Raw genomic sequence first — 25,221 nt, forward strand, 5'->3', positions numbered from 1 at the left:
GACGGCAACCCGTACGACCGCGCGACAGCGGCCGCCGCCCACCACGTTCACCCTGCGCCGGGGCCGGTCAGCCGGTCTCGATCAGGCAGTCCACGTCGGAGACGTGATACGCCCCGTACCCGAAGCGCTCACCGATCGCCTGGTACCGGTCGTACTGCTCCTGCGTGAGGGACACCCGCAGGTGGTTCAGGACACGGAGGAACAACCGGAATCCGAGATCGGGATCGATCCGGGTGACCACGTGTTCCAGCGCGTCCATGACCTCCGTCGCGGGCACGGGGCGCCAGTGGGGGCTGACGACCTTGTCCGCCACCGTGGGCGCTGTCTCCCGGACTTCACGCAGCACGAGGCCGGCGAGTTCGGTACGAGCGGGCGCCACGACGGGTCTGTACGCGGGGACGACCTCCCTCAGCCGCTCACGGCACACGTCCGCGATCAGCCGAAGCCAGTCCCGGCCGTCGCCGGTCCCTGACCAGTCCGAGGCCCCGGACCACAGGGCGGAGACCGCCGCGTCGGGCAGCGCTGAGCGCAGCAGGCGGAGCGCGTCCTCCAGGAGGACGGCCGCCGCGGAGCCCGGGGTCTGCCCGAGGTCGTCACCCTCGGCTGCCATCCGGATGTCCTCCCGGCTTCCATGCCATTCCCAGTGGGCCTGCCCGGCGAGGCGGGAGAGCCCGAAGTCCCAGAGGGCATCCCGGCGGGCGGTGTCGATGGGCGGCCACGCGACGTCGAGACCGGTGTCGATCAGAAAACCGTGGTAGCCGAACCTGTCACCCAGCGCCTGGAACCGGTCGTACCGCTCCTTGTCGATCCGCACGGAACACGCCTTCAGCGCGCGGAGGAAGAGCCGGAAGGCGAGTTCGGGATGAGCGTGGACGGCCACCTCCTCGAGGGCCGACAGGGTGTCGGGGGAAGGGAGGGAACCTGTCGGCCGCTCGCGGCAGGAACGGATCTCCGCGACGACGTCGTCACGCACCTCGTCGGCCGACGGCGGCCGGGCGTCCACATCCGGGAAGGTGCCGGGCGCCGCCCAGGGATCCTCCGGGGCGGCCGCGCGGCACAGGTCTCCTCGACGCACCGCAGCCAGTCACGGGTGCTCATGCCGTGCGCCGCCGGATCCCACACGCCCCCGGCGGCCACTCGCCACACGGTCCGGATCGCCTCGTCCGACAGCGGCGCCCCGACGAGTGTGCGCACGTCGTCGCGCAGATCGTCGGCGTACCCCCACTCGTCGTGGCTGGTGTCATAGCCGAGGATGCTCCGCTGATCCGCGCTGAGATGGTCGAAGGTGTCCACGGGCGTCTCACGGTCGTAGGCGTCGAGCTTCGCCGTGACGAGGCCGAGTGCCGCGCGGGCGTTCTCGGGAGCGGGTGAGAGGGCGAACGCCTCGGCCAGCCCACTGAGCCCGAAGTCCCCGTCGTAGCAGAGGTAGTACGGCTCTTGCTGTCCCGTCACAGTCGTCCCCTCCGGTCTTCGATGCCTCTTACGGTGTGCCCACGCGCACAGATCGGCGACAAGCCCCGCGGAGAGGTGGAGACCGCCGACGGGTCCGTCCGGTGCGAAGCCTCCCGCCTCTCGAACCCCGGTCGGCCGTGTACATGGTCACGACCGCCGCGGGACCCGGGATCCGGGCATGACACAGGCCCCGCCGCTCGAAAGCGGCGGGGCCTGTGCCCACATGGGATGAGTGGAGATGGCGGGAATCGAACCCGCGTCCAACGGTGCAAAATCAGGGCTTCTCCGTGCGCAGTTCGCTGCGATTTTCTCAGCCCCGGCGATCACGCGAACAAGTCGCCGACGGGCTCAGTCACTGTTTGATTTCCCACCGAACCCCGTGACCGGGCTCAGTGGTTTAGTCCCCTAGATTATGCCAGGATCCGGGCCGGGAACACTCCCGGGCTGACACCCTTTAGGGTCCCTCACTCACTGCTTATTAGGCAGCGAGGGCGAAGGACTGGGAATCGCTCTTGTTATTGGCGATTATTTTTTGCGACATATGGTTTACGAGATCATTGCCGCTTCCTCGACACGCTTCCCCTGCTTCAACAGCCGCTGTCGAAACCGATCATCCCCATGTTGATTTTTCAAAGCTCGGCCCCTCCGAGGAGGAACCCCGCACCCGCTGTGAGGTGCATTGCCATCCTACGTGACCGACGCACGACGGTGCCAGCCTATTCCGCAGGGCCCGCCCGCCGCGCCGCCCGGCCTTCCCGGGCGTCGCTCACCGGGCCGCCCGGCGCCCTACTCGCCGCGCTGCTTCCGCTTGGCCGACGCGATCGCGCGGTCCGACTCACGCCGGTCCTGCTTCTCGCGCAGGGTCTGCCTCTTGTCGTACTCCTTCTTGCCCCGGGCGAGCGCGATCTCCGCCTTCGCCCGGCCGTCCTTGAAGTACAGGGCGAGCGGGACGATCGTGTGACCCGTCTCCTGGGTCTTCGCCTCCAGCTTGTCGATCTCCTCGCGGTGCAGGAGGAGCTTGCGCTTGCGGCGCACGGTGTGGTTGGTCCAGGTGCCCTGGCTGTACTCCGGGATGTGGGCGTTGTGCAGCCACGCCTCGTTCCCGTCGATCTGGACGAAGCCGTCGGTCAGCGAGGCGCGCCCCTGGCGGAGCGACTTCACCTCCGTGCCGGTCAGGACGAGCCCGGCCTCGTAGGTGTCGACGATCGCGTAGTCGTGCCGCGCCTTCTTGTTCTGCGCGACGATCTTGCGCTTGCCGTCCTTGACCTTGCCGGAGGCCTGGCCGCCCTGCTTGGGCTGGGACTCCTTCGGTACGTACATTCCCTTGCTCATAGTGCTGGCCATTTTCGCACTACAGGGGGGCTCGGGGGAAAGCCGATTACCGGGTCCGCGGTCCGCGGGTCAGGGAAGGTCCCCGAGACCGCTCAGCACGGTCTCGGCCCGCTTCAGCGGCTCCTTGTCCGCCTCCAGGTCCGGGGTGATGCCCCGGCCGTCGACGGAGCGGCCCGCGGGGGTGCGGTAGTGGCCGACGGTCAGCTCGGCGACGGAGCCGTCGGGCAGCCGGCTCGGCATCTGCACCGAGCCCTTGCCGAAGGTCCTGGAACCCACGACGACCGCGCGCCCGCGGTCCTGGAGGGCCCCGGTGAGCAGCTCGGCCGCGCTCATCGTGCCGCCGTCCACGAGCGTGACCAGGGGTCTGGCGGTGTCGCCGCCGGCGTCCGCGTGCAGGGCGCGCTGGGCGCCGTTCACGTCGTACGTGGCGACGAGGCCGCCGTCGAGGAAGGCCGAGGCGGTGGTGACGGCCTCGGTGACCAGGCCGCCGGAGTTGCCGCGCAGGTCGAGGACGATCCCGGCCCGCGCCGGTGCCCTGCCGACGGCGGTCCGTACGGCGTCGCCCACGCCCTTGGTGAAGGCGTCGACCTTGATCAGGGTGACCCGGCCCGGAAGGCTGCTGACGGTCACGGAGTCCGTGGAGAGTCTGGCGCGGCGCAGGGTCCGGCTCCACGACTGCGCGCCGCGCTCCAGGCCGAGGGAGACCTTCGTGCCGGCGGTCGCCGCGTCGGCGTCGCCGCGCAGTAACGAGACCACCTCGGTGACCGGCCGGCCGTCCACCTTCGCGCCGTCGACGGTGCGCAGCAGGTCGCCCTTGCGGATGCCCGCGGCGGCGGCGGGTGAGCCGGCGCTGACTCGGGTGACCTCGATCCGTCCGTCGCTCTCGCGGCGGGCCCACAGACCGACGCCGGTGTACTGGCCGTCCAGGGCCTCCTCGAACTCCTCGTACTCGCCCTGGGAGTAGACGGCGCCCCAGCGGTCTCCGCTGCGGCTGACGGCCCGTTCGGCGGCCTCCATGGGGGATTTGCCGTCGGCCATCGCCTCGGCGGCGGCCTGGGTGACCTCGTCGTGGCGGCGCGCCGAAGCCGAACCAGGCGTCGGGTCGGTGGTCTTCCGGGCGGAGTCGGAGAACGATCCCGTGGCCGCGCCGGCGACGAGGACACTCGCGAACACCAATGTCAGGGCCGCCCCGCGGCGGATGCGGCGGGGCTCGCAGAACAGGTCACGGCCTGACATGCCGGTGAGTCTAGGACAACGCGAAGGGCCGCACCGTCGGTTGACGGTACGGCCCTCTTGGGATGCGTCACACCTTCAGGTACTTGCGCAATGCGAAGAATGCGGCCAGCGCGGGCATCAGCAGGCTCGTCGCGAGGATGAGCGGGAGCTTGGTCAACACGGCGTCCCAGCCGATGAAGTTGATCAGGTTGAGCTTCTCGGACAGCGCCAGACCGTGGTCGATGATGAAGTACCGGGCGATCAGCAGGAATCCGCAGGCGACACCGCCGCCGATGAGTCCGGCGACCGCGGCCTCCGCGATGAACGGCGCCTGGATGTAGAAGCCGGAGGCGCCGACGAGCCGCATGATGCCGGTCTCGCGCCGCCGGCTGAACGCCGAGACGCGCACCGTGTTGACGATCAGCATCAGGGCGACGACGAGCATCATCGCCATCACCGCGCGCGCGGCCCAGTTCATGCCGTTGAGCAGCCCGAACAGGTTGTCCAGGATGCCCTTCTGGTCCTGAACGGACTGCACGCCGTCCCGGCCGTCGAAGGCGGTCGCGATGACCTGGTACTTCTCCGGGTCCTTCAGCTTGATCCGGTACGACTCCTGCATCTGGTCCGGCGTGAGGGAGCTGGCCAGCGGGGAGTCGCCGAACTGCTCCTTGTAGTGCTTGTACGCCGCGTCCGAGGACTCGTAGGTGACCTTCTGGACGACCGTGGACATCTTGCCCAGGTCGGCGACGATCTGCTTCTTCTGGTCACTGGTCACCGCGCCCCTGGCACAGTGCGGGTCGGACTCGGCGTCGCTCTTGTTGCAGAGGAAGATCGAGACGTTGACCTTGTCGTACCAGTAGCCCTTCATGGTGTTCACCTGGTCGCTCATCAGGAGCGAGCCGCCGAACAGGGCGAGCGAGAGGGCGACCGAGACGACGACCGCGAAGGTCATGGTCAGGTTGCGGCGGAGACCGACACCGATCTCCGACAGAACGAACTGCGCGCGCATGGCGTCTTCCTCAGACCTTTCCGTGGACGATGATCAGTGCTGGTAGCCGTAGACGCCGCGCGCCTGGTCGCGGACGAGACGGCCCTGCTCCAGCTCGATGACGCGCTTGCGCATCTGGTCCACGATGTTCTGGTCGTGCGTCGCCATCAGGACCGTGGTGCCCGTCCGGTTGATCCGGTCGAGCAGTTTCATGATGCCCACGGAGGTCTGTGGGTCGAGGTTTCCGGTCGGCTCGTCGGCGATGAGGAGCTTGGGCCGGTTCACGAAGGCTCTCGCGATGGCCACACGCTGCTGCTCACCACCGGACAGCTCGCCGGGCATCCGGTCCTCCTTGCCGCCCAGGCCGACGAGGTCGAGCACCTGGGGCACGGACTTGCGGATCTCGCCGCGGGACTTGCCGATGACCTCCTGGGCGAAGGCCACGTTCTCGGCGACCGTCTTGTTGGGCAGGAGGCGGAAGTCCTGGAACACCGTCCCCAGCTGGCGGCGCATCTGCGGCACCTTCCAGTTGGAGAGGCGCGCGAGGTCCTTGCCCAGGACGTGCACCTGGCCTTGGCTGGTCTGCTCCTCGCGGAGGATCAGCCGCAGGAAGGTGGACTTTCCGGAGCCGGAGGAGCCCACGAGGAACACGAATTCTCCGCGCTCGATCTCCAGGGAGACATCCCTGAGAGCGGGGCGGGTCTGCTTGGGGTAGACCTTGGAGACATTGTCGAATCGGATCACAGGTGCACCACGGGTCGCCGGGGGTAGGTGTGCGTGACCATACGCGAACCGGGTGGACGAGCGCAGTCGGCGTACGGGGTTGCGTACGGCTTGCACGATTTGTCACGGATCCGAGGCGCGATTCACACCCGGCCGGACGGGCTGAGAGTACTCCGGGCGGGGCAGGACAAGGGGGGCCGCGCCGAATTCCGCGGAACCTGGCACAGTGGTAGGGGAACGGTTGCGTTCGCCGCAGCGTTAAGAGAGCGATGTGTACGCGAGAGCGCTGCGTACGCGGAGACGTCGCAAGGAGGGCCGGCGCATGACGTACGACCGACTGGTATGCGCTAACTGCGCGGCACCCGTCAGCGAGGGCCGCTGCCGCGTCTGCCGCGCGAACCGGGAGCGGCTCCAGCAGGAGAGCCCCTTCGCGGGTCTCAACCCCATGGCACTGATCGCCCTGCTCGCGGTACTGATCGCGGCACTGGCACTGGTGGCCCACCAGACGGTGTGAGAGCCACCGGGACGGTCCGGCACGGCCGCCGTCACACCTGACACGGGAAGGGCCCGGAGCCAGCCGCTCCGGGCCCTTCGTCGCACGGGCGCGCGTCAGGCGGCGGCACCGCCGCGGCCGCCGGCGAGACGCGGCATCAGACGGAAGCCGATACCACCGGCGATCATCGTGGCGGCACCGATGAGCAGGAACGCGGTCTGACCGGCACCTGTGTCGGCCAGCTCTCCGTCCTTGCCCTGGGCCTGGGTGTCCGAACCGGTGTCGGTGAGGGCCGAGGAGCCCTCCTCCTGGGCGGAGGATCCACCGTCGGGGTCGGCGTCGTTGCCGCCGCCACCGGTGCCGCCCGTGCCGCCCTCGGAGGGGGCGGAGCTGCTGCCGGAGCCGGGCTCCTCGGTCGGGTCCGGGTCCTCGGTCGGCTCGGTCGCGGTCGGGGCCGGCTCGGTGGGCTCGGTCTCCGTGGGCGCCGGCTCGGTGGGCTCGGTCTCGGTCGGCGCCGGCTCGGTCGGGGTCGTCTCGGTCGGCGCCGGGTCCGTCGGGGCCGGGTCCGTCGGGATGCCGGTCGGGTCCGGGGCCGGGTCGGCGGTGGTCGCCGTGAGACCGACATTGAGGTCGAGCGCCGAGGCGGCACCGGCCGCCGTCAGTGAGGCACCGGCGGCGATCACCGCGCCGGCGGCTATCCGCGCCACGCGGATCCGCGTCTTCTTGGTCATGTTCCTGCTACCCCCAGTAGCTGATCGTCAATGGAGCAGCGCCCGGAGCCACGGCGTCACAGGAGATTGCGTTCGACCCCCCGGTTCACATGCGCCCCGGTGATACGCATGCCACCCGTCACCCTTCCCATTTTTCAAAGCAGCGTCAAGGTCGTTGCGTACGCGATGTCCGGAACACCATCGTTTGCCTGGCCTGAGGACATGTGACTGTGACGGAAAACCCATACAGCCCATACAAACAAAGGCAACTGCCGTCCGGTGGACGGCAGTTGCCTTGTCGACAAAGAGATTTCAGCGGAGGCGGGGAAGTCCCGCCCGCACCGCTTCTGTCGTGTGCTTACTTCTCCTGCTGCTTGCGCCAGCGAATTCCGGCCTCCAGGAAACCGTCGATCTCGCCGCCGAACACGGCCTCGGGGTTGCCGACTTCGAACTCCGTGCGCAGGTCCTTGACCATCTGGTACGGGTGCAGGACGTACGAACGCATCTGGTTTCCCCAGGAGTTGCCGCCGTCGCCCTTGAGGGCGTCCATCGCGGCCTGTTCCTCCTGCCGGCGCCGCTCCAGAAGCTTGGCCTGCAGAACGTTCATGGCCGAGGCCTTGTTCTGGATCTGCGACCGCTCGTTCTGGCACGAGACGACGATGCCGGTGGCGAGGTGGGTCAGGCGCACCGCGGAGTCGGTGGTGTTGACGCCCTGGCCGCCGGGACCGGACGAGCGGTACACGTCGATCCGGAGCTCGGACTCGTCGATCTCGATGTGGTCGGTCTGCTCGACGACCGGCAGGATCTCGACACCGGCGAACGAGGTCTGGCGGCGCCCCTGGTTGTCGAACGGCGAGATGCGCACCAGCCGGTGCGTGCCCTGCTCCACGGAGAGCGTGCCGTACGCGTACGGCACTTTGACGGCGAAGGTGGTGGACTTGATGCCCGCCTCCTCCGCGTACGAGGTCTCGTAGAGCTCCGTCTTGTAGCCGTGGCGCTCGGCCCAGCGCAGGTACATGCGCTGGAGCTTCTCGGCGAAGTCGGAGGCGTCGACGCCGCCGGCCTCGGCACGGATGGTGACGACGGCCTCACGGGAGTCGTACTCGCCGGACAGGAGGGTACGGACCTCCATCTCGTCCAGCGCCTTCCTGACGGCGACGAGCTCGACGTCGGCCTCGGCGCGGGTGTCCGGGTCGTCCTCCTCCTCGGCCATCTCGAAGAGCACGCTCAGATCGTCGATACGCCCGCGGAGCGCCTCGGCCTTCCTGACCTCCGCCTGGAGGTGGCTCAGCTTGCTGGTGATCTTCTGCGCCTCGTCCGGGTCGTCCCACAGGGACGGCGCGGCCGCCTGCTCCTCGAGCACGGCGACATCTGCCCTCAGCTTGTCGAGGTCCAGGACGGCCTCGATCGACTCCATGGTCGAGGAGAGGGACTTGAGCTCTTCGGATACATCGACGACTGCCACGCCTCCAGCGTAACGGTTACGGCAACCGGGCCCGCCCCTCGTCCCCGGGGGACCGCCGGCCGGGGACCAGAAGCCCCGGAAACGCGTCTCGCCCCCTCCGCCCCTGCCCGTCCCGTCACGGGGGCGCTGCCCCCGGCCCCCCGCTCCTCGATCGCCGGAGGGGCCGAGTTTTCCTTTCCGGCGCCGGAAAGTTCCAGCCCGTCCGGCGATCGAGGACGAGGCCCTTCAGGCCGAAGCGGGGGTCCGGGGGCGGCAGCCCCCGGATACGGGACGGGCAGGGGTGGAGGGGGCGAGAGAAGGCTTTTCCCGGCGCACCGGCCGGGGATCACGGCGAGGCCGGGGCCGAGTTCTTCGTGTCCTGGGGGGCCGCGTCCTCGTCGCCGGAGGTGGCGAGCCAGGTACCGACGCCCACCGCGGCCACGAGGGCGACCGCCGCCGCCCCCAGGGTGATCCGCCGCCGCCGGGCGGAGGCACGGTGCCGGGCGGAACCGGGACGGGGCGCGCCCGCGGCCCGGGGCACGCGAGCCGTCCCCCGGGCCCCGCCGGCCAGCTCGTCGGGTGCCGGTACCCGCATCGAGGTGTGGGTGTCCCGGTTCGAGTCCGGCGCGGCCCCCGGCACGAGGGGCACGGCCCCGCGCCGCTCGCGCGCCGCGGCGGGCGCCGACGGCTCGGCGCTCTCCTCGTGCTCCTCATCCCCGTCCGCGGAGTCCGCGTCCGGGGAGTCCACGTCCAGCGGCGGCATCCCGGCCAGCAGCGGGAGCTGCTCCCGCAGCCGCGCGCCCAGCTCGGAGGCCCGCAGCCGGGACGCGGGCGCCTTGGCCAGACACTGCACGAGCAGCTGCCAGAGCTCGTCCGGGATGCCCGGGAGCGGGACCACGGTCTCGGTGACATGGCGGCGCAGGACCGCGCCGGGGTGCCCGCCCCCGAAGGGCGTGAAGCCGGCGAGCAGCTCGTAGAGCACGGTCGCCAGCGCGTAGATGTCGACGGCGGCGCGCGGCGGCAGGCCCTCGACGATCTCGGGTGCGAGGTAGTCCGGCGTACCGATGATCTTCGTGACCCGGGTCCGGCGGGGCGAGTCGATGAGCTTGGCCACTCCGAAGTCGGTCAGGAGGGCCGGATGGGAGCCGCCGGGGCCGAGCGGGCCCTGCATGTCGAGCAGGACGTTCTCGGGCTTCACATCACGATGGACGACCCCGGCGGCGTGCGCGGCGGCGAGTCCGTCCGCCACGTCGGCGACGATCGCGACCGCGGCCTCCGGGGCGAGCCTGCGCTCCCGGTCGAGCCGGGTGCGCAGGTCGGTGCCCCGGACGAGGTCCATGACGAGGGCGAGGTCGTTGCCGTCCACGACCAGGTCGCGCACCGCCACCACGTGGGGGTGATCGAGGCCGAGCAGCGCGGTGCGCTCCTGCACGAAGCGCCCCACCAGCTCCTGGTCGGACGCGAGGTCCTCGCGCAGCAGCTTGATGGCGACGGGGCCCTCGGGCCCCTCGCCCAGCCACACCGTGCCGGCGCTCCCCCGCCCCAGGATCTGGTGCGCGGTGTACCTGCTGCCGATCTTGCGTGCCAAGACTGCTCCTACAGACGCGTGTTGCCGCTTAAAGTACGCGCCTGCGGAGCCAACCTTCACGCCCGAGACCGAAATCACCCGTCAGATGTCGACAAGTCCCCAGAGTCGGCTGTCCGAGGGGGCCCGGATCAGTTGCCCGAGCCGCCCGAGGGGTCCTTCGAGCCGAGATCCCCGATCCAGCCGCTGACGTCGTCGTACCACTGGTTCAGCTGGCCCCAGAAACTCTTGGTGGAGCCGATCCAGTCCTGGAGGGGGCTGAATTCCCAGATCAGCCAGCCGGCCACGAAGAAGATGACGATCGTGAACAGGCACCCCTTGAGGCAGCCGAGTCCCGGGATCTTCATCGGGTTGGCGCTGCCCTGGCGGGGCTCGCGCTGCTGGCGGGGGGCGGGCTGCTGCGGTCGCTGCGGCTCCGGCGCGTAGCGCTGCGGCTGGGGCTGCTGCTGGGGCGCGGGGGCGTAGCGCTGCGGCTGCTGGTGCTGCGGCGCGTACTGCTGCGGCTGCTGGCCCTGCTGCGGATAGCCGTATCCGGGCGGCGGCTGCTGGCCCTGCTGCGGACGCTGCCGCTGGGGCTGCTGGGGCTGCTGCGGCCGGGCGACCTGGCGCTGCGGGCGGTGGCGCAGCGGATCCTCGTTCGGGTCGAGGTACTGGACCTGCGTCTGTTCGTTGCGGTCGCGGGCCGCGCGCATCTGGTTCTGCCAGGGGTGCGGGTCCTCGCCCTGGCCGGGCTGTCCGCCCGGCTGGTTCTGGGGCACGGGCGGCAGCACGGCGGTCGGGTCGGCCGCGCCGGCGGTGTGCGGCAGCACGCTGGTGGCGCCGTACGGGTCGTAGGAGCCCGCTCCCTGCGGCAGCACCTGTGTGGCGTCGGCCGCGCCGGGGATGTCCGGGACGTGAGCCGGGGCCGGGTCGGGGGCGAGCAGGGCGCCCACGCCCTCGGCGGCGGCGATCTGCGCCGGTGAGGCGTGCACCCCGATGCCCGAGGCGACGGCACGCAGTCCGCGCGCGAGGTTCTCGGCGCTGGGCCGTTCGTCCGGGTTCTTGCGCAGGCAGCGCTCTATGACGGTCCACAGCGGGTCCGGGACGGTCGAGGGGCGGCGCGGTTCGGCACTCAGGTGCTGGTGCAGCACCTCGAGGGCGGACCCGCCGGCGAACGGCGGGCGCCCGGTGACCAGCTCGTACATCAGGATGCCGGCGCCGTAGATGTCGACGGCGGACGTCTGGGGGCGTCCCTCGGCGGACTCCGGGGCGACATACGCGGGCGTGCCGACGAATTCGTGGGTCCGGGTGAGGCCGGGGGAATCGGCGAGCCGCGCGATGCCGAAGTCGGTCAGCATCGGGTGCATCTGGCCGGCGTCCTGCTTGAGCAGGACGTTCGCGGGCTTCAGGTCGCGGTGCACGACGCCGTCGGCGTGGCTGGCGGCGAGCGCGTCGGCGATCTGGGCGGTGAGCAGCGAGGCCGCGACGGGCGAGAACGGCCCGTTCTCGCGCAGGTAACGGTGCAGGTCGGGGCCGTCGACCAGGTCCATGACGAGAGCGAGGAGATCGCCTTCGACGACGAGGTCGCGCACCCGCACGATGTTCGGGTGGGTCAGGCGCAGCAGCACCGACCGCTCGCGGAGGAACCGCATCACGATGTCGGCGTCGCTCGCGAGCTCTTCCTTCAGGACCTTGATCGCCACGGTCTCGCCGGGCTGCCCGGCGACGGCCGCCTCGGCGCCCGCGGTCTCCCGCTGGCGGGCTCGCCAGACCGTGCCTGTGGCGCCGCGCCCCAGCGGCTCCTCAAGGAGGTACTTGCTCCCTACCGGCCGCACGTCATGCGCTCCCTGTTGCTTGCTTGCCTGGTCCGTCCACCGTGATCACCGTGGTACAGGAGATTCCGACCCACTCTAGTGCCGCCCTGCCTGGCGAAGGGCTGTCCCGCCCGTGTGCTTTCCCATAGGTCCCGTGCGCACCTGTGGTTCGCATAAGCGCTTACGTAGGCGCTCCCGTCCATGTTCGACGGAAAGTCGACGGAAAGTCGCTCGCATGTGTTCGACGGAAAGACGCTCACTCCGGTCGCTTGGTTGCCGCGACCGGCCGTGAGCGATCTCAAGCCGACATCGGGCGGGCACTGGTCAGGAACTTTTACGGGCAGAGCCGACCAATCAAGATCACTTACGGGTGGGGGGCGGGCGTGTTGTCGGCGGCAGGTGCGAGGATGCCTCCAGTTACTGGCCGACGTGCCCGTGCGCGGTGGGGGGATCTGCGGTGGGGGACCGCAGCGCAGCCTCGTCCTCGTCGCGGACACCTGCGCGGAAGGGACCCCTGACGGCGATGCAGATCCGGCTGACCGTCGTAGACCCGCTGGGCCCGCCCTCGGAGCCGCGGGGGCGAGCCACTGCCTGCGATGTGCTGGTGACCGCGCCCGCCGGGACGGCGCTGGCCGCGGTCGCGTCGGGGCTGGCCGCGGCGGCCGGGGGAAGCGGGGGCGCCTCCCAGGGGGAACGGGGCCGTGAGTCCGGCGGGGGCCAGGTCGTGCTCTACGCGGGCGCGGAGCGGCTCGACGCCCAGCGCTGCACGCTCGGCGAGCCGCCGCTGACCGACGGCGCCGTGCTCTGTCTGGGCGCGCCCGCCGAGCCGGGTCCCGACCTGGACGACGTCTCGGCCCAGCTCCATGTGGTCGCGGGGCCCGACGCGGGCGGGGTGCACCTGCTGCACGGAGGCCAGATCCGTATCGGCCGCTCCGCGGACGCCGACGTGCCCCTGGACGACCCCGACGTGTCCCGCCTGCACTGCGCGGTCACCGTCACCCCCGACGGCCGTGTCTCGGTCGCCGACATCGGCTCCACGAACGGCACGACGCTCGACGGCTCCCGCGTCGGCAGCCGCCCCGTCCCCTTCGCCTCGGGCGCGCTGCTGCGCGTCGGCGAGTCCGCCCTGCGGCTCTGCCCTCCGGGAGGGCCGGGCCTCGTGGAGACGGCTCCGGACGGCGAGGGCCATGTGAGGGTGCGGGCCGGGTCCGCCGGGGACGCTCCCTCCCGGGCCCGCGGGACCGACGGGCCCGGCGCTCCGGCCCCCGCCGGTGCCACCGCCCGGCGGGACACCGCCTCCGCGGCCGCGGGCGGCTTCCCCGCGGAGACCTCACCGGGCGCCTCGCCCACCGGATCGGGCGCGGACTCCCCGGCGCAGCCGGGTTCCCCGCAGGGCGCCTCGCAGCCGCGCGGTGCCGTGCCCCACGCGCGGGGGGAGAGCGCATCCTTCGCCCGGGGGAGCGTCATACCGCCCGTGGGCGAGACGCATCACGCCTACGGGACCGCCGAGTGGGGCGCCTCCGCCGGTGGCGTCCCCGGGGCGCTGGAGCACGGGCGGGCGGTGCCCCCCGCCGTGCCGGAGCAGGGCGGCGCGCCCCGGATCGAGAGCGGGCCGCGGGGCTCGACCACGGAGGGCCGCGGGTCCGGAACCGGCGCGTCCCCGCGCGGGGCGGATCGCCCCGGCGGGCCCGGGGAGACGCCCGGCGAACGGACCGGAACGCGGGCCGCGCGCCAGGAGGCTTTCGGTCCCGGCGCCGCCGACGCGACCGGCACCCCCGGGGCGAGTGTCCCCGGCCCGCGCACGGGCACGCCGACGCCGGGCACGGACGTCCCGCCGGGAGTGCGCAGGCGGGGCGGTATCGGCGCGTGGGCCCGGCGTCTGGCCGGCGGCCGTGGAGGACCGTCCCAGACCGCGCCGGAGACGTACGAGGACGGAACCGTCGCGGTGGAGGAGCTCCTTCCCGCCGTGCATCGCTCGCCCGAGAGCTGGCCCGACCCGGCGACCCTGCTGCTCACCGCGCTGGGCCCCGGCCCCCGGCTGTGGGAGCGGAGCCCCGGCCACCCCGAGGCACTGACGGTACGGCTGGGCACGGCCGACCGGGCGGCACCGGACGGCTCGGGCCTGCTGCCCGCGGTGCCGGTGACCGCCGGGCTGCGGGAGGCCGGCTCACTGGGCCTGGCCGGACCGCGCGCGCGTCTGTCGGGGCTGGCCCGCGCGGTCGTCGCGCAGCTCGCCGCGCTGCACTCCCCCGACACCCTGGAGATCGTCCTCGTCAGCACCGACCGGGCCCGCCCGGTGGAGGAGCGCACCGCCGAGTGGTCCTGGCTCGGCTGGCTCCCCCATCTGCGTCCCGCGCACGGCCAGGACTGCCGTCTGCTGCTCGCGTACGACCGCGAGCAGGCGGCGGCGCGCACGGACGAGCTCCTGCGCCGCCTGGAGGACCACCTGGCGGAGGCGGAGGGCGCGCCGGGCGTCCGTGGCCCGCTGCCCGGGAGCGCCGGTGCCACGGTTCCGGCCGCCCGGTCCGCGGCGCACGACGCCGACGCCACGCGCGCCGGACACGTGGCCGCACCCGGTGAGAGCGGTGCGCGGGACACGGTACGGAGGCCGTCCTGGGCGCGGGCCGACGACGCGGCCGAGGGGTACGACGGCCCGTACACGGTGGTGATCGTGGACGGGGACCCCGGGGGCGCCGATGTGCGGGAGGCCTTGACGCGCCTCGCGCACGACGGCCCGCGGGCCGGAATCCATCTGCTGTGCCTCGCCGAGACCGCCGCCGCCTCGCCCGCGTCACCGGTGAGCGAGACCTACGAAGCGGCGTGCGAGGCGTCGCCCGCGTTCCGCGAGTGCGGGGCGGTGGCCCTGCTGAGCGGGGACGTGGCCACGGCTCTGCGGCTGCTGCGGGTGGCACCCGGCGGCAGCGGCGAGCCCGCCCCGGAAAGGGCCCGGCCCGACGGACCCGACGGCACCGGGCGGGGATTCCCGGGAGCCGCGCACACCTCACCGGCGCACTCCGGTCCCCGGAACGACGGAGCCACCCACACGGGCGTCCCGCGCCCCGCGTCCGGACGGCACGACGGTTCGGGCGGGCGCGACGGCGCCACCACGTCCCGCACGAGCCGTACGTCCTCCGGCGCCGGTGGCCGGTTGCCGCGTGGTCCCCTGGGGCACGGCACCGTCGCCGCCGTGGACGCCGTGTCCCTCGCCTGGGCCGAGCGGTTCGCCCGGTCCCTCGCGCCGCTGCGGACGGACGGCGGGCTCGGGGACCGGCACACGCGCGTGTCGGCGCCCCTGCCCCAGACGGCCCGTCTGCTCGACGAGTTGGGACTGGCGCGGGCCACCCCCGCCTCCCTGATGGCGCGTTGGGCGGACGCCGCGGACGACAGCGAGGCGTTCGGCGGACGGGCGCGGGCGGTGCTCGGCGCGGGCCCGCGCGGACCCGTCGCCGTCGACCTGCCCGTCGAGGGCCCACATCTGCTCATCGAGGGCCCGCCGGGCAGCGGCCGTACGGAACTGCTGCGCTCGGTCGCCGCGTCCCTCGCCGCCGCCGAACGGCCCGACCGGCTCGGGATCGTCCTGATGGACGGCCGCGACGGATCCGCGGCCCATGGCGGCGCGGGCGGCGGGGAAGGCCTTCAGGTCTGCACCGACCTGCCGCACGTCACCACGCACCTGACGGCCAACGACCCCGTACGGATGCGGGAGTTCGCCCAGTCGCTGAGTGCCGAGCTGAAGCGGCGTTCCGAACTGCTGGGCCGCCTCGGCTTCGCGGAGTGGCATGCCGGGCGGACGGTCCCCGGCCGGATCGTGGCCCAGCGCTCGGGCGGCAGCTCGTCGGGCGGGACCTCGTCCCTGGGGGCCTCGGACCTCGACACGCCGTCCAGCTCGACGCTGCGGCTGCGCCCAGCCGCCGCCCGCAGGCAGACCGAGCCGGGGCCCGCGCTGGCCCGGCTGGTCGTGGTCGTCGACGATCTGGACGCCCTGCTGGCACCGCCGCTGGGGTCCCCGGGACGCCCGGCGGCCGGTTCGGTCGTACGGGCGCTGGAGGCCGTCGTCCGGGAGGGCGACCGGCTCGGGGTGCACCTCGTGGCGGCGTCCGGCGCCGACGGCCGTACGGCGGCGTCGGAACTGGCGCGTTCCGCCGCGCTGCGCGTCATCCTCGACGCGCCGTCTCCAGGACCGGAGGAACCCGCCCCCGGGCGTGGCCGGCTGCTGCTCCCGGACGGCCGGGAGACCTCGTTCCAGGGCGGACGGGTCACGGGCCGTATTCCCCGGACGGCGACACTGCGCCCCACCGTCGTTCCCCTGGAGTGGCACCGCATGGGCGACCCGCCGGCCCGGCGCCCGGTCCGCGAGCTGGGCAACGGACCCACGGACCTGGCCCTGCTCGCCAGCGCCCTGGAGCGAGCTGCGCGTTCCGTCTCCGCCACCGAGGTGCCGTCGCTGCTTTGACATGCTCCTCGCCCTGAAGGGCGAGGATTCTGGCCTTCCTTGGCTGGTTGCCGTGCCGCTACGCGGCACGGTTTCCGGTCGGGAATCCGTGGCTTCCTGTTTCTTCGCGCTGTGCCAGAACAGGTTCTGGTCTTACCGGTGCTCCGCAGGCCGATGCCGCCAGTCCGGCGGCCGTCTTGATGTTGAGTGCGGCGTTGTGGTCCCGGTCGTGGTGGGTGCCGCAGGCGGTGCCCGCGCCCAAGGTGGCCTCGCCGCTCCGGCCGGCGCCCGCGGCACCCCCGGCCGCACACGTCACGGGGGCGGCGCCGCTCCCGCCCGCGTGCGGCCGAGCGGCGCCGGCGCGCCCGGCGATCCCTGACGTGACGTCACGACCCCGTCACGATCGCGCACTTGACACCACCGGCGGTCTTGCCGCCCCCGAGTGGGCAGGCGTAGACCGGAGTGATCCGGGCAGCAGCCGCTTTGACGTTCGACGAAGAACGAAGAACGGGGCAGTGATGCGCAGCATTCCTCAGATACGCAGGTCGCCCGATCACTTCACCCGCCGCTCGCGCGGAGCCGCGCGGGCCGCCGCGGCAGCCGTCGTCGCGGGTGCGCTCACGCTGACGGCGTGCGGTGGTGGCGGCGATGACGACAAGGGAAGCGACGGCGGCAAGGCCACGGAGAGCGGCGGCGCGGGCTCCGTCACCCTGCCCAGGCTCGACGGGGACACCCTGGAGGTCGCCGCCGTCTGGACCGGGGCGGAACAGGCCAACTTCAAGAAGGTGCTGGCGGAGTTCGAGAAGCGCACCGGCGCCAAGGTCACCTTCGTACCGGCGCAGGACCCGATCATCAACTTCCTCGGTTCGAAGATCGCGGGCGGCGCGCCCCCGGACGTGGCGCTGCTCCCCCAGGTCGGCGCGGTGAAGCAGGCCGTCGACAAGGGGTGGGCGAAACCCGTCGGCCCGGACGCGCAGGCGCAGTTGACGAAGAACTACGCGCAGGGCTGGCAGGACCTCGGCAAGGTCGGCGGCAAGCAGTACGCCGTGTACTACAAGGCCGCCAACAAGTCGCTGATCTGGTACAACGCCAAGGTCTTCGAGAACGCGGGGGCCAAGGAGCCCAGGCACTGGAAGGAGTTCTTTGCCACCGTGCACAAGATCTACGACTCCGGTGTCACCCCCCTCTCGGTCGCCGGTGCCGACGGCTGGACGCTCACCGACTGGTTCGAGAACGTCTACCTCTCCGAGGCGGGACCCGAGAAGTACGACCAGCTCGCCCAGCACAAGATCAAGTGGACGGATCCGTCCGTGAAGGAAGCGCTGACCACGCTCGCCGGGGTCTGGGGCGACAAGAACCTCATCGCGGGCGGTCCGGACGGCGCGCTCCAGACGGAGTTCCCGGCCTCGGTCACCCAGACGTTCACCGGCGGCGACCAGCCGAAGGCGGGCATGGTCTTCGAGGGCGACTTCGTGAGCGTCAACATCGCGGAGACCAAGGCGAAGATCGGGACGGACGCGAAGGTGTTCCCGTTCCCGGCGGTCGGCGGCGGCCAGGCCCCGGTGGTCAGCGGCGGTGACGCGGCCGTCGTCCTGAAGGACTCGAAGGCGGCCCAGGCGCTCCTGACCTTCCTTGCCTCGCCCGACGCGGCGACCGTCCAGGCCAAGCTCGGCGGCTATCTGTCCCCCAACAAGAACGTGGACCCCTCCGCCTATCCGAACGCCGTCCAGCAGACCATGGCCGAGGCGCTGATCGCGGCCGGCGACGACGTCCGCTTCGACATGTCCGACCAGGCCCCGCAGGCCTTCGGCGGGACGCCCGGCAAGGGCGAGTGGAAGGATCTCCAGGACTTCCTGAAGAACCCGAAGGACGTGGCGGGGACCCAGGCGAAGCTCGAAGCGGACGCCGCAGCGGCCTACAAGGACTGATCCGGCCATGACGTCCGCGACGGCCGGGAGCACCTCACCGGTGCCCCCGGCCCGTACACGCAAGAGCGTGACCGGGACCCGCAAGGCGGTGGTGGCGCTCTTCCTGCTGCCCGCCCTGGTGCTGCTCGGCGCGCTCGTGGTCTACCCCATCGGGTACTCGGTCGTGCGCAGCTTCTACGACCAGCAGGGCGACGGGTTCGCCGGGTTCGACAACTACAAGGCGCTGTTCACCGACGACGGCATCCGCACCGGGCTCAAGAACAACATCGTCTGGGTGGTGTTCGCCCCGACGGTCGCGACCGCGCTGGGGCTGGTCTTCGCGGTGCTCACCGAACGGGTGCGCTGGGGAACGGCGTTCAAACTGGTCGTCTTCATGCCGATGGCGATCTCGATGCTCGCCGCCGGCATCATCTTCCGGCTGGTGTACGACCAGGACCCGGACAAGGGCGTCGCGAACGCGGTGTGGGTGGGGGTGCACGACACCTTCGCCCCGGCGTCGGCGTTCCCTAAGGCCCACCCGGGCCGGGAGTCGCCGCTCACGGCCGACAAGGGCGGGTTCGTCACCCGGGACGCCGTGCACGCCGGCCAGTCCGTCGCCCTGCCGCTGGTGGGCGTCGCCCCGGACGTGATGCCGGACAGCACGAGGAAGGCGGTGCGGGCGGGCACCGATCCCGGCAGGGTCACCGGCACCGCCTGGCAGGACTTCACCCGCGGGAAGGGCGTGGGCAGGCTCGGCCAGGTCGACGCGAGCGAGCTGGGCTACTCCGGGATGCGGATCGAGGCGGTCAAGGACGGCAAGGTCGTCGACTCGGCGAAGGCCGGAGCCGACGGCACGTTCTCGCTCTCGGGCAAGGCGGACGGAGCCCGGCTGCGGCTGCCGGCGGGCAACTTCGCGGAGCCGTACAACGGGGTCGACTGGCTGGGCCCGTCCCTGGTCACCCCGGCCATCATCGGCTCGTACGTCTGGATGTGGGCGGGCTTCGCGATGGTGCTGATCGCGGCGGGGCTCGCGGGTGTGCCACGTGAACTCCTGGAAGCGGCCCGGGTCGACGGGGCGAACGAGTGGCAGGTGTTCCGCCGGATCACCGTGCCGCTCCTCGCGCCGGTGCTCGCGGTCGTCGCCGTGACCTTGATGATCAACGTGCTGAAGGTCTTCGACCTGGTGTTCATCATCGCGCCGGGCTCCTCCCAGGACGACGCGAACGTGCTGGCCCTGGAGCTGTACCGCAAGGGCTTCTCGGAGGGCAGGCCGGGCGTCGCGAGCGCCATCGCGGTGTTCCTGCTCCTGCTGGTGATCCCGGTGATGGCCTTCAACGTGCGCCGTCTCAGGCGGGAGGTGCGGCGATGAGCACGCATGCCGGACAGTTGGCGAAGACGGTGCCCGCGACGGCCGTGAACAGGGCGCGGCCCTCGCTCGGTTCACGGATCGTGAGCGGGCTCGGCAGCAGTGTCGTACGCGTCTTCCTGGTGCTCGTCGGCGTGTTCTGGCTGGTGCCGACGATCGGGCTGCTGCTGTCCTCGCTGCGCAGCCCCGAGCACATGAGCGGCAGCGGCTGGTGGAAGGTGTTCAGCGCGCCCTCGCAGCTCACCGTGGACAACTACCAGAAGCTGCTGGAGAACAGCGACATCACCGGCTCGCTGTTCAACACGGTGCTGATCACGGTCCCGGCGACGCTGCTGGTCGTCGTGATCGGCTCGCTGGCGGGCTACGCCTTCGCGTGGATGGAGTTCCCCGGCCGCGACTGGTGGTTCCTCGGCGTGGTCGGCCTGCTGGTCGTTCCGGTGCAGGTGGCCCTGATCCCGATCGCCGAACTCTTCGGAAAGATCGGCCTCTTCGGGTCGGTGGCCGGCGTGGTCCTCTTCCACGTCGGATACGGCCTGCCCTTCGCGGTGTTCCTGCTGCGGAACTTCTTCGCGGAGATCCCGAGGGAGCTCCTGGAGGCGGCCCGGCTGGACGGAGCGGGCGAACTGCGCCTGTTCGCACGGGTCGTGATGCCCCTCGGCGGGCCCGCGATCGCCTCGCTGGGGATCTTCCAGTTCCTGTGGGTGTGGAACGACATGCTGGTCGCGCTGGTGTTCTCCGACTCGGGGAGTCAGCCCATCACGGTCGCGCTCCAGACGCAGGTACGCCAGTTCGGCAACAACATCGACGTGCTGGCGCCGGGCGCGTTCATCTCGATGGTGATCCCGCTGGCCGTTTTCTTCGCGTTCCAGCGGCAGTTCGTCTCCGGAGTGATGGCGGGCGCGGTCAAGTAGGCAGGTTGTGGAGGTGCTTGAGGGGCGGGCCGGACACCGGCCCGCCCCTCGCCGTTCACCCCACGTCCCCCGGATGCCACATCCGGCGTAACCAAGTCACCCCTTTGGCCGTTTCCGGGCAGGTATGCCCACGCCGACCCATGGATGTCCCGTGCCCAGGTTCAGTGTCATCGTCCCCGTGTACAAGGTTCAGGCGTACCTGCACGAGTGCCTCGAATCCGTGCTCGGACAGTCCTGCCCGGACCTCGAACTCATCGCGGTCGACGACTGTTCCCCCGACGCCTGCGGAGCGATCATCGACGAGTTCGCGGCCCGCGACGCCCGGGTGCTCGCCGTGCACCTCCCCGGGAACGTGGGGCTCGGGCTCGCCCGCAACGCCGGTCTCGAACGGGCCACCGGTGACTACCTGATCTTCCTGGACAGCGACGACACACTCACCCCGGACGCGCTGCGGGCCGTCGCCGACCGGCTCGAGGAGACCGGCGACCCGGACGTCCTGGTCTACGACTACGCCCGTACGTATTGGTCGGGCGAGGTGGTGCGCAACCAGGTCTCGGCGCAGCTCACCCAGGAGGGCCCGGCGCCCTTCCGGCTGGAGGAGCGGCCCGGACTGCTGCGGCTGCTGATGGTCGTGTGGAACAAGGCGTACCGCCGGGAGTTCGTCGAGCGGGCGGGCTTGCGGTTCCCGCCCGGCTACTACGAGGACACGCCCTGGACGTATCCGGCGCTGATGTCCGCCGAGACGATCGCGACCCTCGACCGGGTCTGTGTGCACTACCGCCAGCGGCGCCACGGCAGCATCCTCGGCACCAGCAGCCGCAAGCACTTCGACGTCTTCGAGCAGTACGACCGTGTCTTCGCGCATGTCGCCGCGCACCCGGACCTCGACCGGTGGCGCCCGGTGCTGTTCCGGCGCATGATCGACCATTTCGCCACGGTGTTCGTGAAGCGGGGCCGGCTGCCGCGCGCCGCGCGGGCCGAGTTCCTGCGCAGGGCCCGTTGGCACTACCGCCGTTACCGCGTCCCGGGCGCGCCGGCCGACCCGCGCACCCGGCTGCGCCACGTGCTGATCGGCCTCGGTACGCATCGCACGTACCGGCTGCTCTCCTTCCTGTCGCGGATCCGCAAGAGAGCCGTGCGGCCGGCCGCACGGCTGCGGCGCGCGGTGCGCGGCGCCGCGCTCCGGTTCCACTACCGCGTGCAGCTCCGTCTCCCGCTGCGCGCCGACCGTGCCGTCTTCTCCAGCCACCGGGGCCGGGGCCACGGCTGCAACCCGGGGGCCCTGGAGTCCGCGTTCCGCAGCTTCGCCCCGCACATCCGCACCGCGTGGATCGCGCACGCCGAACACCACCACACGATCCCGGACCGGACGGACCGGCTGCGTCCCGGCACGGCGGGGTACTGGACGGCGCTCGCCCGCTCCAAGTACCTGGTGGACAACGTCGACTTCGACCGGCGACTGGTCAAGCGGCCCGGCCAGATCATGATCCAGACGCAGCACGGGACACCGCTGAAGCGCATGGGGCTCGACCTCCAGGACCGCCCGGCCGCCGCGCGCGACACCGACTTCGCCGAGCTGCTGCGCGATGCCGACAAGTGGGACTACTGCCTGTCCGCCAACCGTCACTCCACCCTGGTCTGGGAACGCGTCTTCCCCTCCTCGTACACGACGCTGGAGTACGGGCAGCCCCGCAACGACGTGTTCCAGCACGCGACACCGGCGGACGTGGACCGGCTGCGCGCGTCGCTCGGCGTCCCCGCGGGCACGGTCGCCGTGCTGTACGCGCCGACGTACCGCGACTACCGGCGCACCCAGCCGCGCACCCTGGACCTGGAGCGTGTGCTGCGCCGGCTGGGCCCGCGCTTCGTCGTGCTGACCCGCGCCCATCACCTCCACGGGGCGCCGCTCGCCGAGACGGCGGGCGGCCGGGTCATCGACGTGTCCGGCCATCCGAGCGTCGAGTCGCTGTGCCTCGCCTCGGACGTGCTGGTCACCGACTACGCGTCCCTGATGTTCGACTACGCGGTGCTCGACCGGCCGATCGTCGTCCTCGCGGACGACTGGGAGGCGTACGAGGCGGCCCGCGGCACCTATTTCGACCTGCGGGCCTTCCCGCCGGGCGCCCTCGCGCACGGCGAGGACGAGCTGATCGACGTGTTCGCGACCGGGCAGTGGCGCGACGCGCGCTCGGCACGGCTGCGGGCCGCGTTCCGCGAGCGGTTCTGCCCGTACGACGACGGCCGGGCCGCCGAACGGGTCGTACGGCATGTGGTGCTCGGCGAGGGCGCCTGCCTGCCGCCGTTCGTCCCGTTCGCCGAGCGCCGCCCGGTCCCCTCGGCCGAGGCGGCCCTCCTCGCGCGTCTGCCGGACACCGACAGGCCGCACGGCACCGCCTCAGGCACCGAGCGACCGCTCGCGGGTGCCCCGGACTCGGACCGACCGCTCGCGGGTGCCCCGGGCACCGGCGGGCCGCTCGGGAACGTCCCGGGCACCGGCCGGCCGCTCGCGGGCAGGCCGGACTCCGATCAGCCGCTCGGGAGCGTGCCGGCGCCGGGTGCCGCCGTTCCGCTCACCGAGACCCTCTGAACCGGAGCCCGCGTGCCCTCCAGTCCTTCGCGGCCCACGCCCACCCGGCCCTCCACCTGGCGGCCGGCCGGGCGCCCCGGGCGATGAATCCCCCGTTCGGCGCCCCTTGAGAGAAAGAGCAGAATGCCCCGCTTCAGTGTCATCGTGCCCACCTTCGAAGTCGCCGGGCACCTGGCCCGCGCGCTGGACTCGGTCCTGGCCCAGTCCTTCGGCGACTTCGAACTGATCCCGGTCCCCGACGAGCCGGACTCCCCGGCCGCGTCGTTCGCCGCCGCGTACGCGGCCCGGGACTCCCGGGTGGTCCCGGTCCATTCGCCGCCGTCGGGCGGACTGAGCGCGGCGCGCAACGCCGGGATCGCGGCGGCGAGGGGCGCGTACCTGCTCTTCCTCGACGGCGACGACGATCTGACGCCGGGCGCGCTGGACGCCCTGGACGCGAAGCTCTCGGCCGACGTGGACGTCCTGTACTTCGGGCATCAGCGGGTGCACTGGTGGGAGGGCGAGCCGAGCACACCCCCGCTCGACAAGGCCCCGGAGGTGCTGGGCGTGCACGTTCCGGCGTGGAGCGCCGCGTACCGCCGCGACTTCGTCGCCGAACACGAACTGGCCTTTCCGGAGGGGCGTTTCACGGACGTGGGCTGGGGCGGCCTGGTGACGGTGACGGCCGAGCGGTCGGCGGTGCTGCGCACGGTCTGCGTACGGCACCGTCTGCGCCGCCAGGGCAGCCGGCTCAACGCGCCGGGCGAGCACCACTTCGACCTCCTCGACCAGACCGAGCGGGTCCTCGGCCTGGCCTCGCGGCGGACCCTGCCCGCGGCCCGGTCGAAGGCGCTGTTCGGCCAGCTCTTCTCGCTGGTCCTGAAGACGGCCGCGCACCCGGACCGGGTGCCCGCGGGGCGCCGCCGGGCCTTCTTCCGCCGGGCGGGCAAGCTCTACCGGCGGCACCGTCCGGCCGGGTTCCGGGCTCCGGCGGGCAGTCTCGGTGTGCAGCACCGGCTGCTCGCGGCGGGCGCGTACAGCGCGTTCCGGGCGCTGCGCGGCACGAACCGGGCCGTCTCCGGGGTGCTCCGGCGGGTGCCGCGCGGGAGGACCCTGCGCACCCGCGCGCGCTACGCCCTCCAGCTCCGTCGTCCCCTCGACGAGAACCTCGCGGTGTACTGCGCCTACTGGGGCCGGGGTTACTCCTGCAATCCGGCGGCGATCCACGCCAAGGCCCGCGAACTCGCCCCGCACATCCGCTCGGTGTTCCTGGTCGAGCCGGAGGCGGTGGACGCGCTGCCGAAGGACGTCGAGCACGCGGTGATCGGCAGCCGGCGCGCCTGGGAAGTACTGGCCCGCGCCAAGTACCTCGTCAACAACGCCAACTTCGCGGACGGGGTGGTCAAACGCCCCGGCAGCGTGCACCTCCAGACCCAGCACGGCACACCGCTGAAGAAGATGGGCGTCGACCAGTCGACGTATCCGGTGGTGGCCGCCGCGACCGGCAGCTTCGCCAGGCTGCTGTCCCGGGTGGACCGCTGGGACTACAACCTCTCCTCCAACCGCCATTCCACCCAGATGTGGGAGCGGGCCTTCCCGGGCGGCTACGAGTCCCTGGAGTACGGCTATCCGCGCAACGACGTCTACTGCACGGCGAGTGCCGAGGACGTGGCCCGGGTCCGCGAACGGCTCGGGGTGCCCGAGGGGAAGACAGCGCTGCTGTACGCGCCCACCCACCGCGACCACAGCACCGGTTTCGAGTCCCGGCTCGACCTGGAGGCCTTCTGCGAGGCGATCGGGGAGCAGTTCGTCGTCCTGCTGCGCGCCCACTACTTCTACGACGAGGGCCGCGGACGCGGCAGCGGACGGATCATCGACGTGACCGGGCACCGGTCCTCCGAGGACGTCTGTCTGGCCGCCGACGCGCTGATCACGGACTACTCGTCGATCATGTTCGACTACGCCAACCTCGACCGCCCGGTCGTCGTGTACGCGGACGACTGGGAGGTCTACCGGGAGACCCGGGGGGTCTACTTCGACGTGCTGGAGGAGCCGCCGGGCCGGGTGGCGCGCACCCCGGACGAGCTGGCCGCGCTGTTCGCCGACGGCTCCTACGCGGATCCGGCCGCCGCCGCGCTGCGCGCCCGCTTCCGTGAGCGCTTCTGCCAGTTCGACGACGGCAGGGCCGCCGAGCGGGTCGTGCGCCGCGTGCTGCTGGGCGAGTCCCCCGAGACGATCCCGGCCGTCCTGCCGCTCGCCGAACGCGTCCCGGCTCCCGCCGCGTCCACCCTCGTAAGGAGCTGA

17 protein-coding genes and 1 other RNA gene are annotated in these 25,221 nt (G+C 72.0%); 7 read left to right on the forward strand and 11 right to left on the reverse strand.

The window, feature by feature from the left end; genetic code table 11:
- Positions 1-67 precede the first annotated feature (67 nt).
- The 7 genes from OG410_RS17205 to ftsE all read right to left on the reverse strand — a co-directional run bounded on the left by OG410_RS17205 (position 68) and on the right by ftsE (position 5,731).
- Positions 68-880: a hypothetical protein gene (locus OG410_RS17205; RefSeq protein ID WP_329299975.1), complete on the reverse strand. Its 813-nt coding sequence runs from the start codon at positions 878-880 to the stop codon at positions 68-70.
- Positions 826-1,452, reverse strand: a complete 627-nt coding sequence (locus OG410_RS17210) for a hypothetical protein (RefSeq protein WP_329299976.1) — start codon at positions 1,450-1,452, stop codon at positions 826-828. The genes OG410_RS17205 and OG410_RS17210 overlap by 55 nt, the downstream gene beginning before the upstream one ends.
- A gap of 230 nt (positions 1,453-1,682) precedes the next feature.
- Positions 1,683-2,070: a transfer-messenger RNA gene (gene ssrA / locus OG410_RS17215) on the reverse strand.
- Positions 2,071-2,238: 168 nt separating this feature from the next.
- On the reverse strand, positions 2,239-2,784 hold the full coding sequence (gene smpB / locus OG410_RS17220) for an SsrA-binding protein SmpB (protein WP_328669402.1): 546 nt from the start codon (positions 2,782-2,784) through the stop codon (positions 2,239-2,241).
- A 69-nt stretch (positions 2,785-2,853) separates the two neighbouring features.
- On the reverse strand, positions 2,854-4,020 hold the full coding sequence (locus tag OG410_RS17225; protein WP_329299977.1) for a S41 family peptidase: 1,167 nt from the start codon (positions 4,018-4,020) through the stop codon (positions 2,854-2,856).
- Positions 4,021-4,087: 67 nt separating this feature from the next.
- Positions 4,088-5,008 carry a permease-like cell division protein FtsX gene (gene ftsX / locus OG410_RS17230; protein WP_328451873.1) on the reverse strand — a complete coding sequence of 307 codons (921 nt, stop codon included), beginning with the start codon at positions 5,006-5,008 and terminating at the stop codon, positions 4,088-4,090.
- Positions 5,009-5,041: 33 nt separating this feature from the next.
- The gene (gene ftsE / locus OG410_RS17235) at positions 5,042-5,731 is read right to left on the reverse strand and encodes a cell division ATP-binding protein FtsE (RefSeq protein WP_328669404.1); all 690 of its coding nucleotides are present in this window, start codon (positions 5,729-5,731) and stop codon (positions 5,042-5,044) included.
- A 301-nt stretch (positions 5,732-6,032) separates the two neighbouring features.
- Between ftsE and OG410_RS17240 the strand changes: the two genes are divergently transcribed.
- The gene (locus OG410_RS17240) at positions 6,033-6,224 is read left to right on the forward strand and encodes a hypothetical protein (RefSeq protein WP_326787440.1); all 192 of its coding nucleotides are present in this window, start codon (positions 6,033-6,035) and stop codon (positions 6,222-6,224) included.
- Between the two features lie 95 nt (positions 6,225-6,319).
- On the opposite strand, the gene OG410_RS17245 is transcribed toward OG410_RS17240, so the two are convergent.
- The 4 genes from OG410_RS17245 to OG410_RS17260 all read right to left on the reverse strand — a co-directional run bounded on the left by OG410_RS17245 (position 6,320) and on the right by OG410_RS17260 (position 11,756).
- Positions 6,320-6,934, reverse strand: coding sequence for a hypothetical protein (locus tag OG410_RS17245; RefSeq protein ID WP_329299978.1), 615 nt, complete (start codon positions 6,932-6,934; stop codon positions 6,320-6,322).
- Between the two features lie 337 nt (positions 6,935-7,271).
- Positions 7,272-8,378, reverse strand: a complete 1,107-nt coding sequence (gene prfB, locus OG410_RS17250; RefSeq protein WP_329299980.1) for a peptide chain release factor 2 — start codon at positions 8,376-8,378, stop codon at positions 7,272-7,274.
- A gap of 325 nt (positions 8,379-8,703) precedes the next feature.
- On the reverse strand, positions 8,704-9,945 hold the full coding sequence (locus OG410_RS17255) for a serine/threonine-protein kinase (RefSeq protein ID WP_329299981.1): 1,242 nt from the start codon (positions 9,943-9,945) through the stop codon (positions 8,704-8,706).
- Positions 9,946-10,073: 128 nt separating this feature from the next.
- Positions 10,074-11,756 carry a serine/threonine-protein kinase gene (locus OG410_RS17260; protein WP_329299982.1) on the reverse strand — a complete coding sequence of 561 codons (1,683 nt, stop codon included), beginning with the start codon at positions 11,754-11,756 and terminating at the stop codon, positions 10,074-10,076.
- A gap of 502 nt (positions 11,757-12,258) precedes the next feature.
- Between OG410_RS17260 and OG410_RS17265 the strand changes: the two genes are divergently transcribed.
- The 6 genes from OG410_RS17265 (at position 12,259) to OG410_RS17290 (ending at position 25,221) form a co-directional block, all read left to right on the forward strand.
- Positions 12,259-16,188, forward strand: a complete 3,930-nt coding sequence (locus tag OG410_RS17265; protein ID WP_329299983.1) for an FHA domain-containing protein — start codon at positions 12,259-12,261, stop codon at positions 16,186-16,188.
- Between the two features lie 497 nt (positions 16,189-16,685).
- Positions 16,686-18,095: an ABC transporter substrate-binding protein gene (locus OG410_RS17270; RefSeq protein WP_329299984.1), complete on the forward strand. Its 1,410-nt coding sequence runs from the start codon at positions 16,686-16,688 to the stop codon at positions 18,093-18,095.
- A gap of 7 nt (positions 18,096-18,102) precedes the next feature.
- On the forward strand, positions 18,103-19,443 hold the full coding sequence (locus OG410_RS17275) for a carbohydrate ABC transporter permease (protein WP_329299985.1): 1,341 nt from the start codon (positions 18,103-18,105) through the stop codon (positions 19,441-19,443).
- Positions 19,440-20,351 (forward strand): carbohydrate ABC transporter permease, encoded by a 912-nt coding sequence (locus OG410_RS17280; protein WP_329299986.1) that lies wholly within the window; start codon positions 19,440-19,442, stop codon positions 20,349-20,351. Before OG410_RS17275 ends, OG410_RS17280 begins: the two co-directional genes overlap by 4 nt.
- A 151-nt stretch (positions 20,352-20,502) precedes the next feature.
- A complete protein-coding gene (locus OG410_RS17285; RefSeq protein WP_329299987.1) occupies positions 20,503-22,938 on the forward strand; it encodes a bifunctional glycosyltransferase/CDP-glycerol:glycerophosphate glycerophosphotransferase in 2,436 nt (811 codons plus the stop codon).
- Between the two features lie 123 nt (positions 22,939-23,061).
- Positions 23,062-25,221 carry a bifunctional glycosyltransferase/CDP-glycerol:glycerophosphate glycerophosphotransferase gene (locus tag OG410_RS17290; protein WP_329299988.1) on the forward strand — a complete coding sequence of 720 codons (2,160 nt, stop codon included), beginning with the start codon at positions 23,062-23,064 and terminating at the stop codon, positions 25,219-25,221.

Origin of the sequence: Streptomyces sp. NBC_00659 (assembly GCF_036226925.1) — a bacterium.
Lineage (GTDB): Bacteria > Actinomycetota > Actinomycetes > Streptomycetales > Streptomycetaceae > Streptomyces.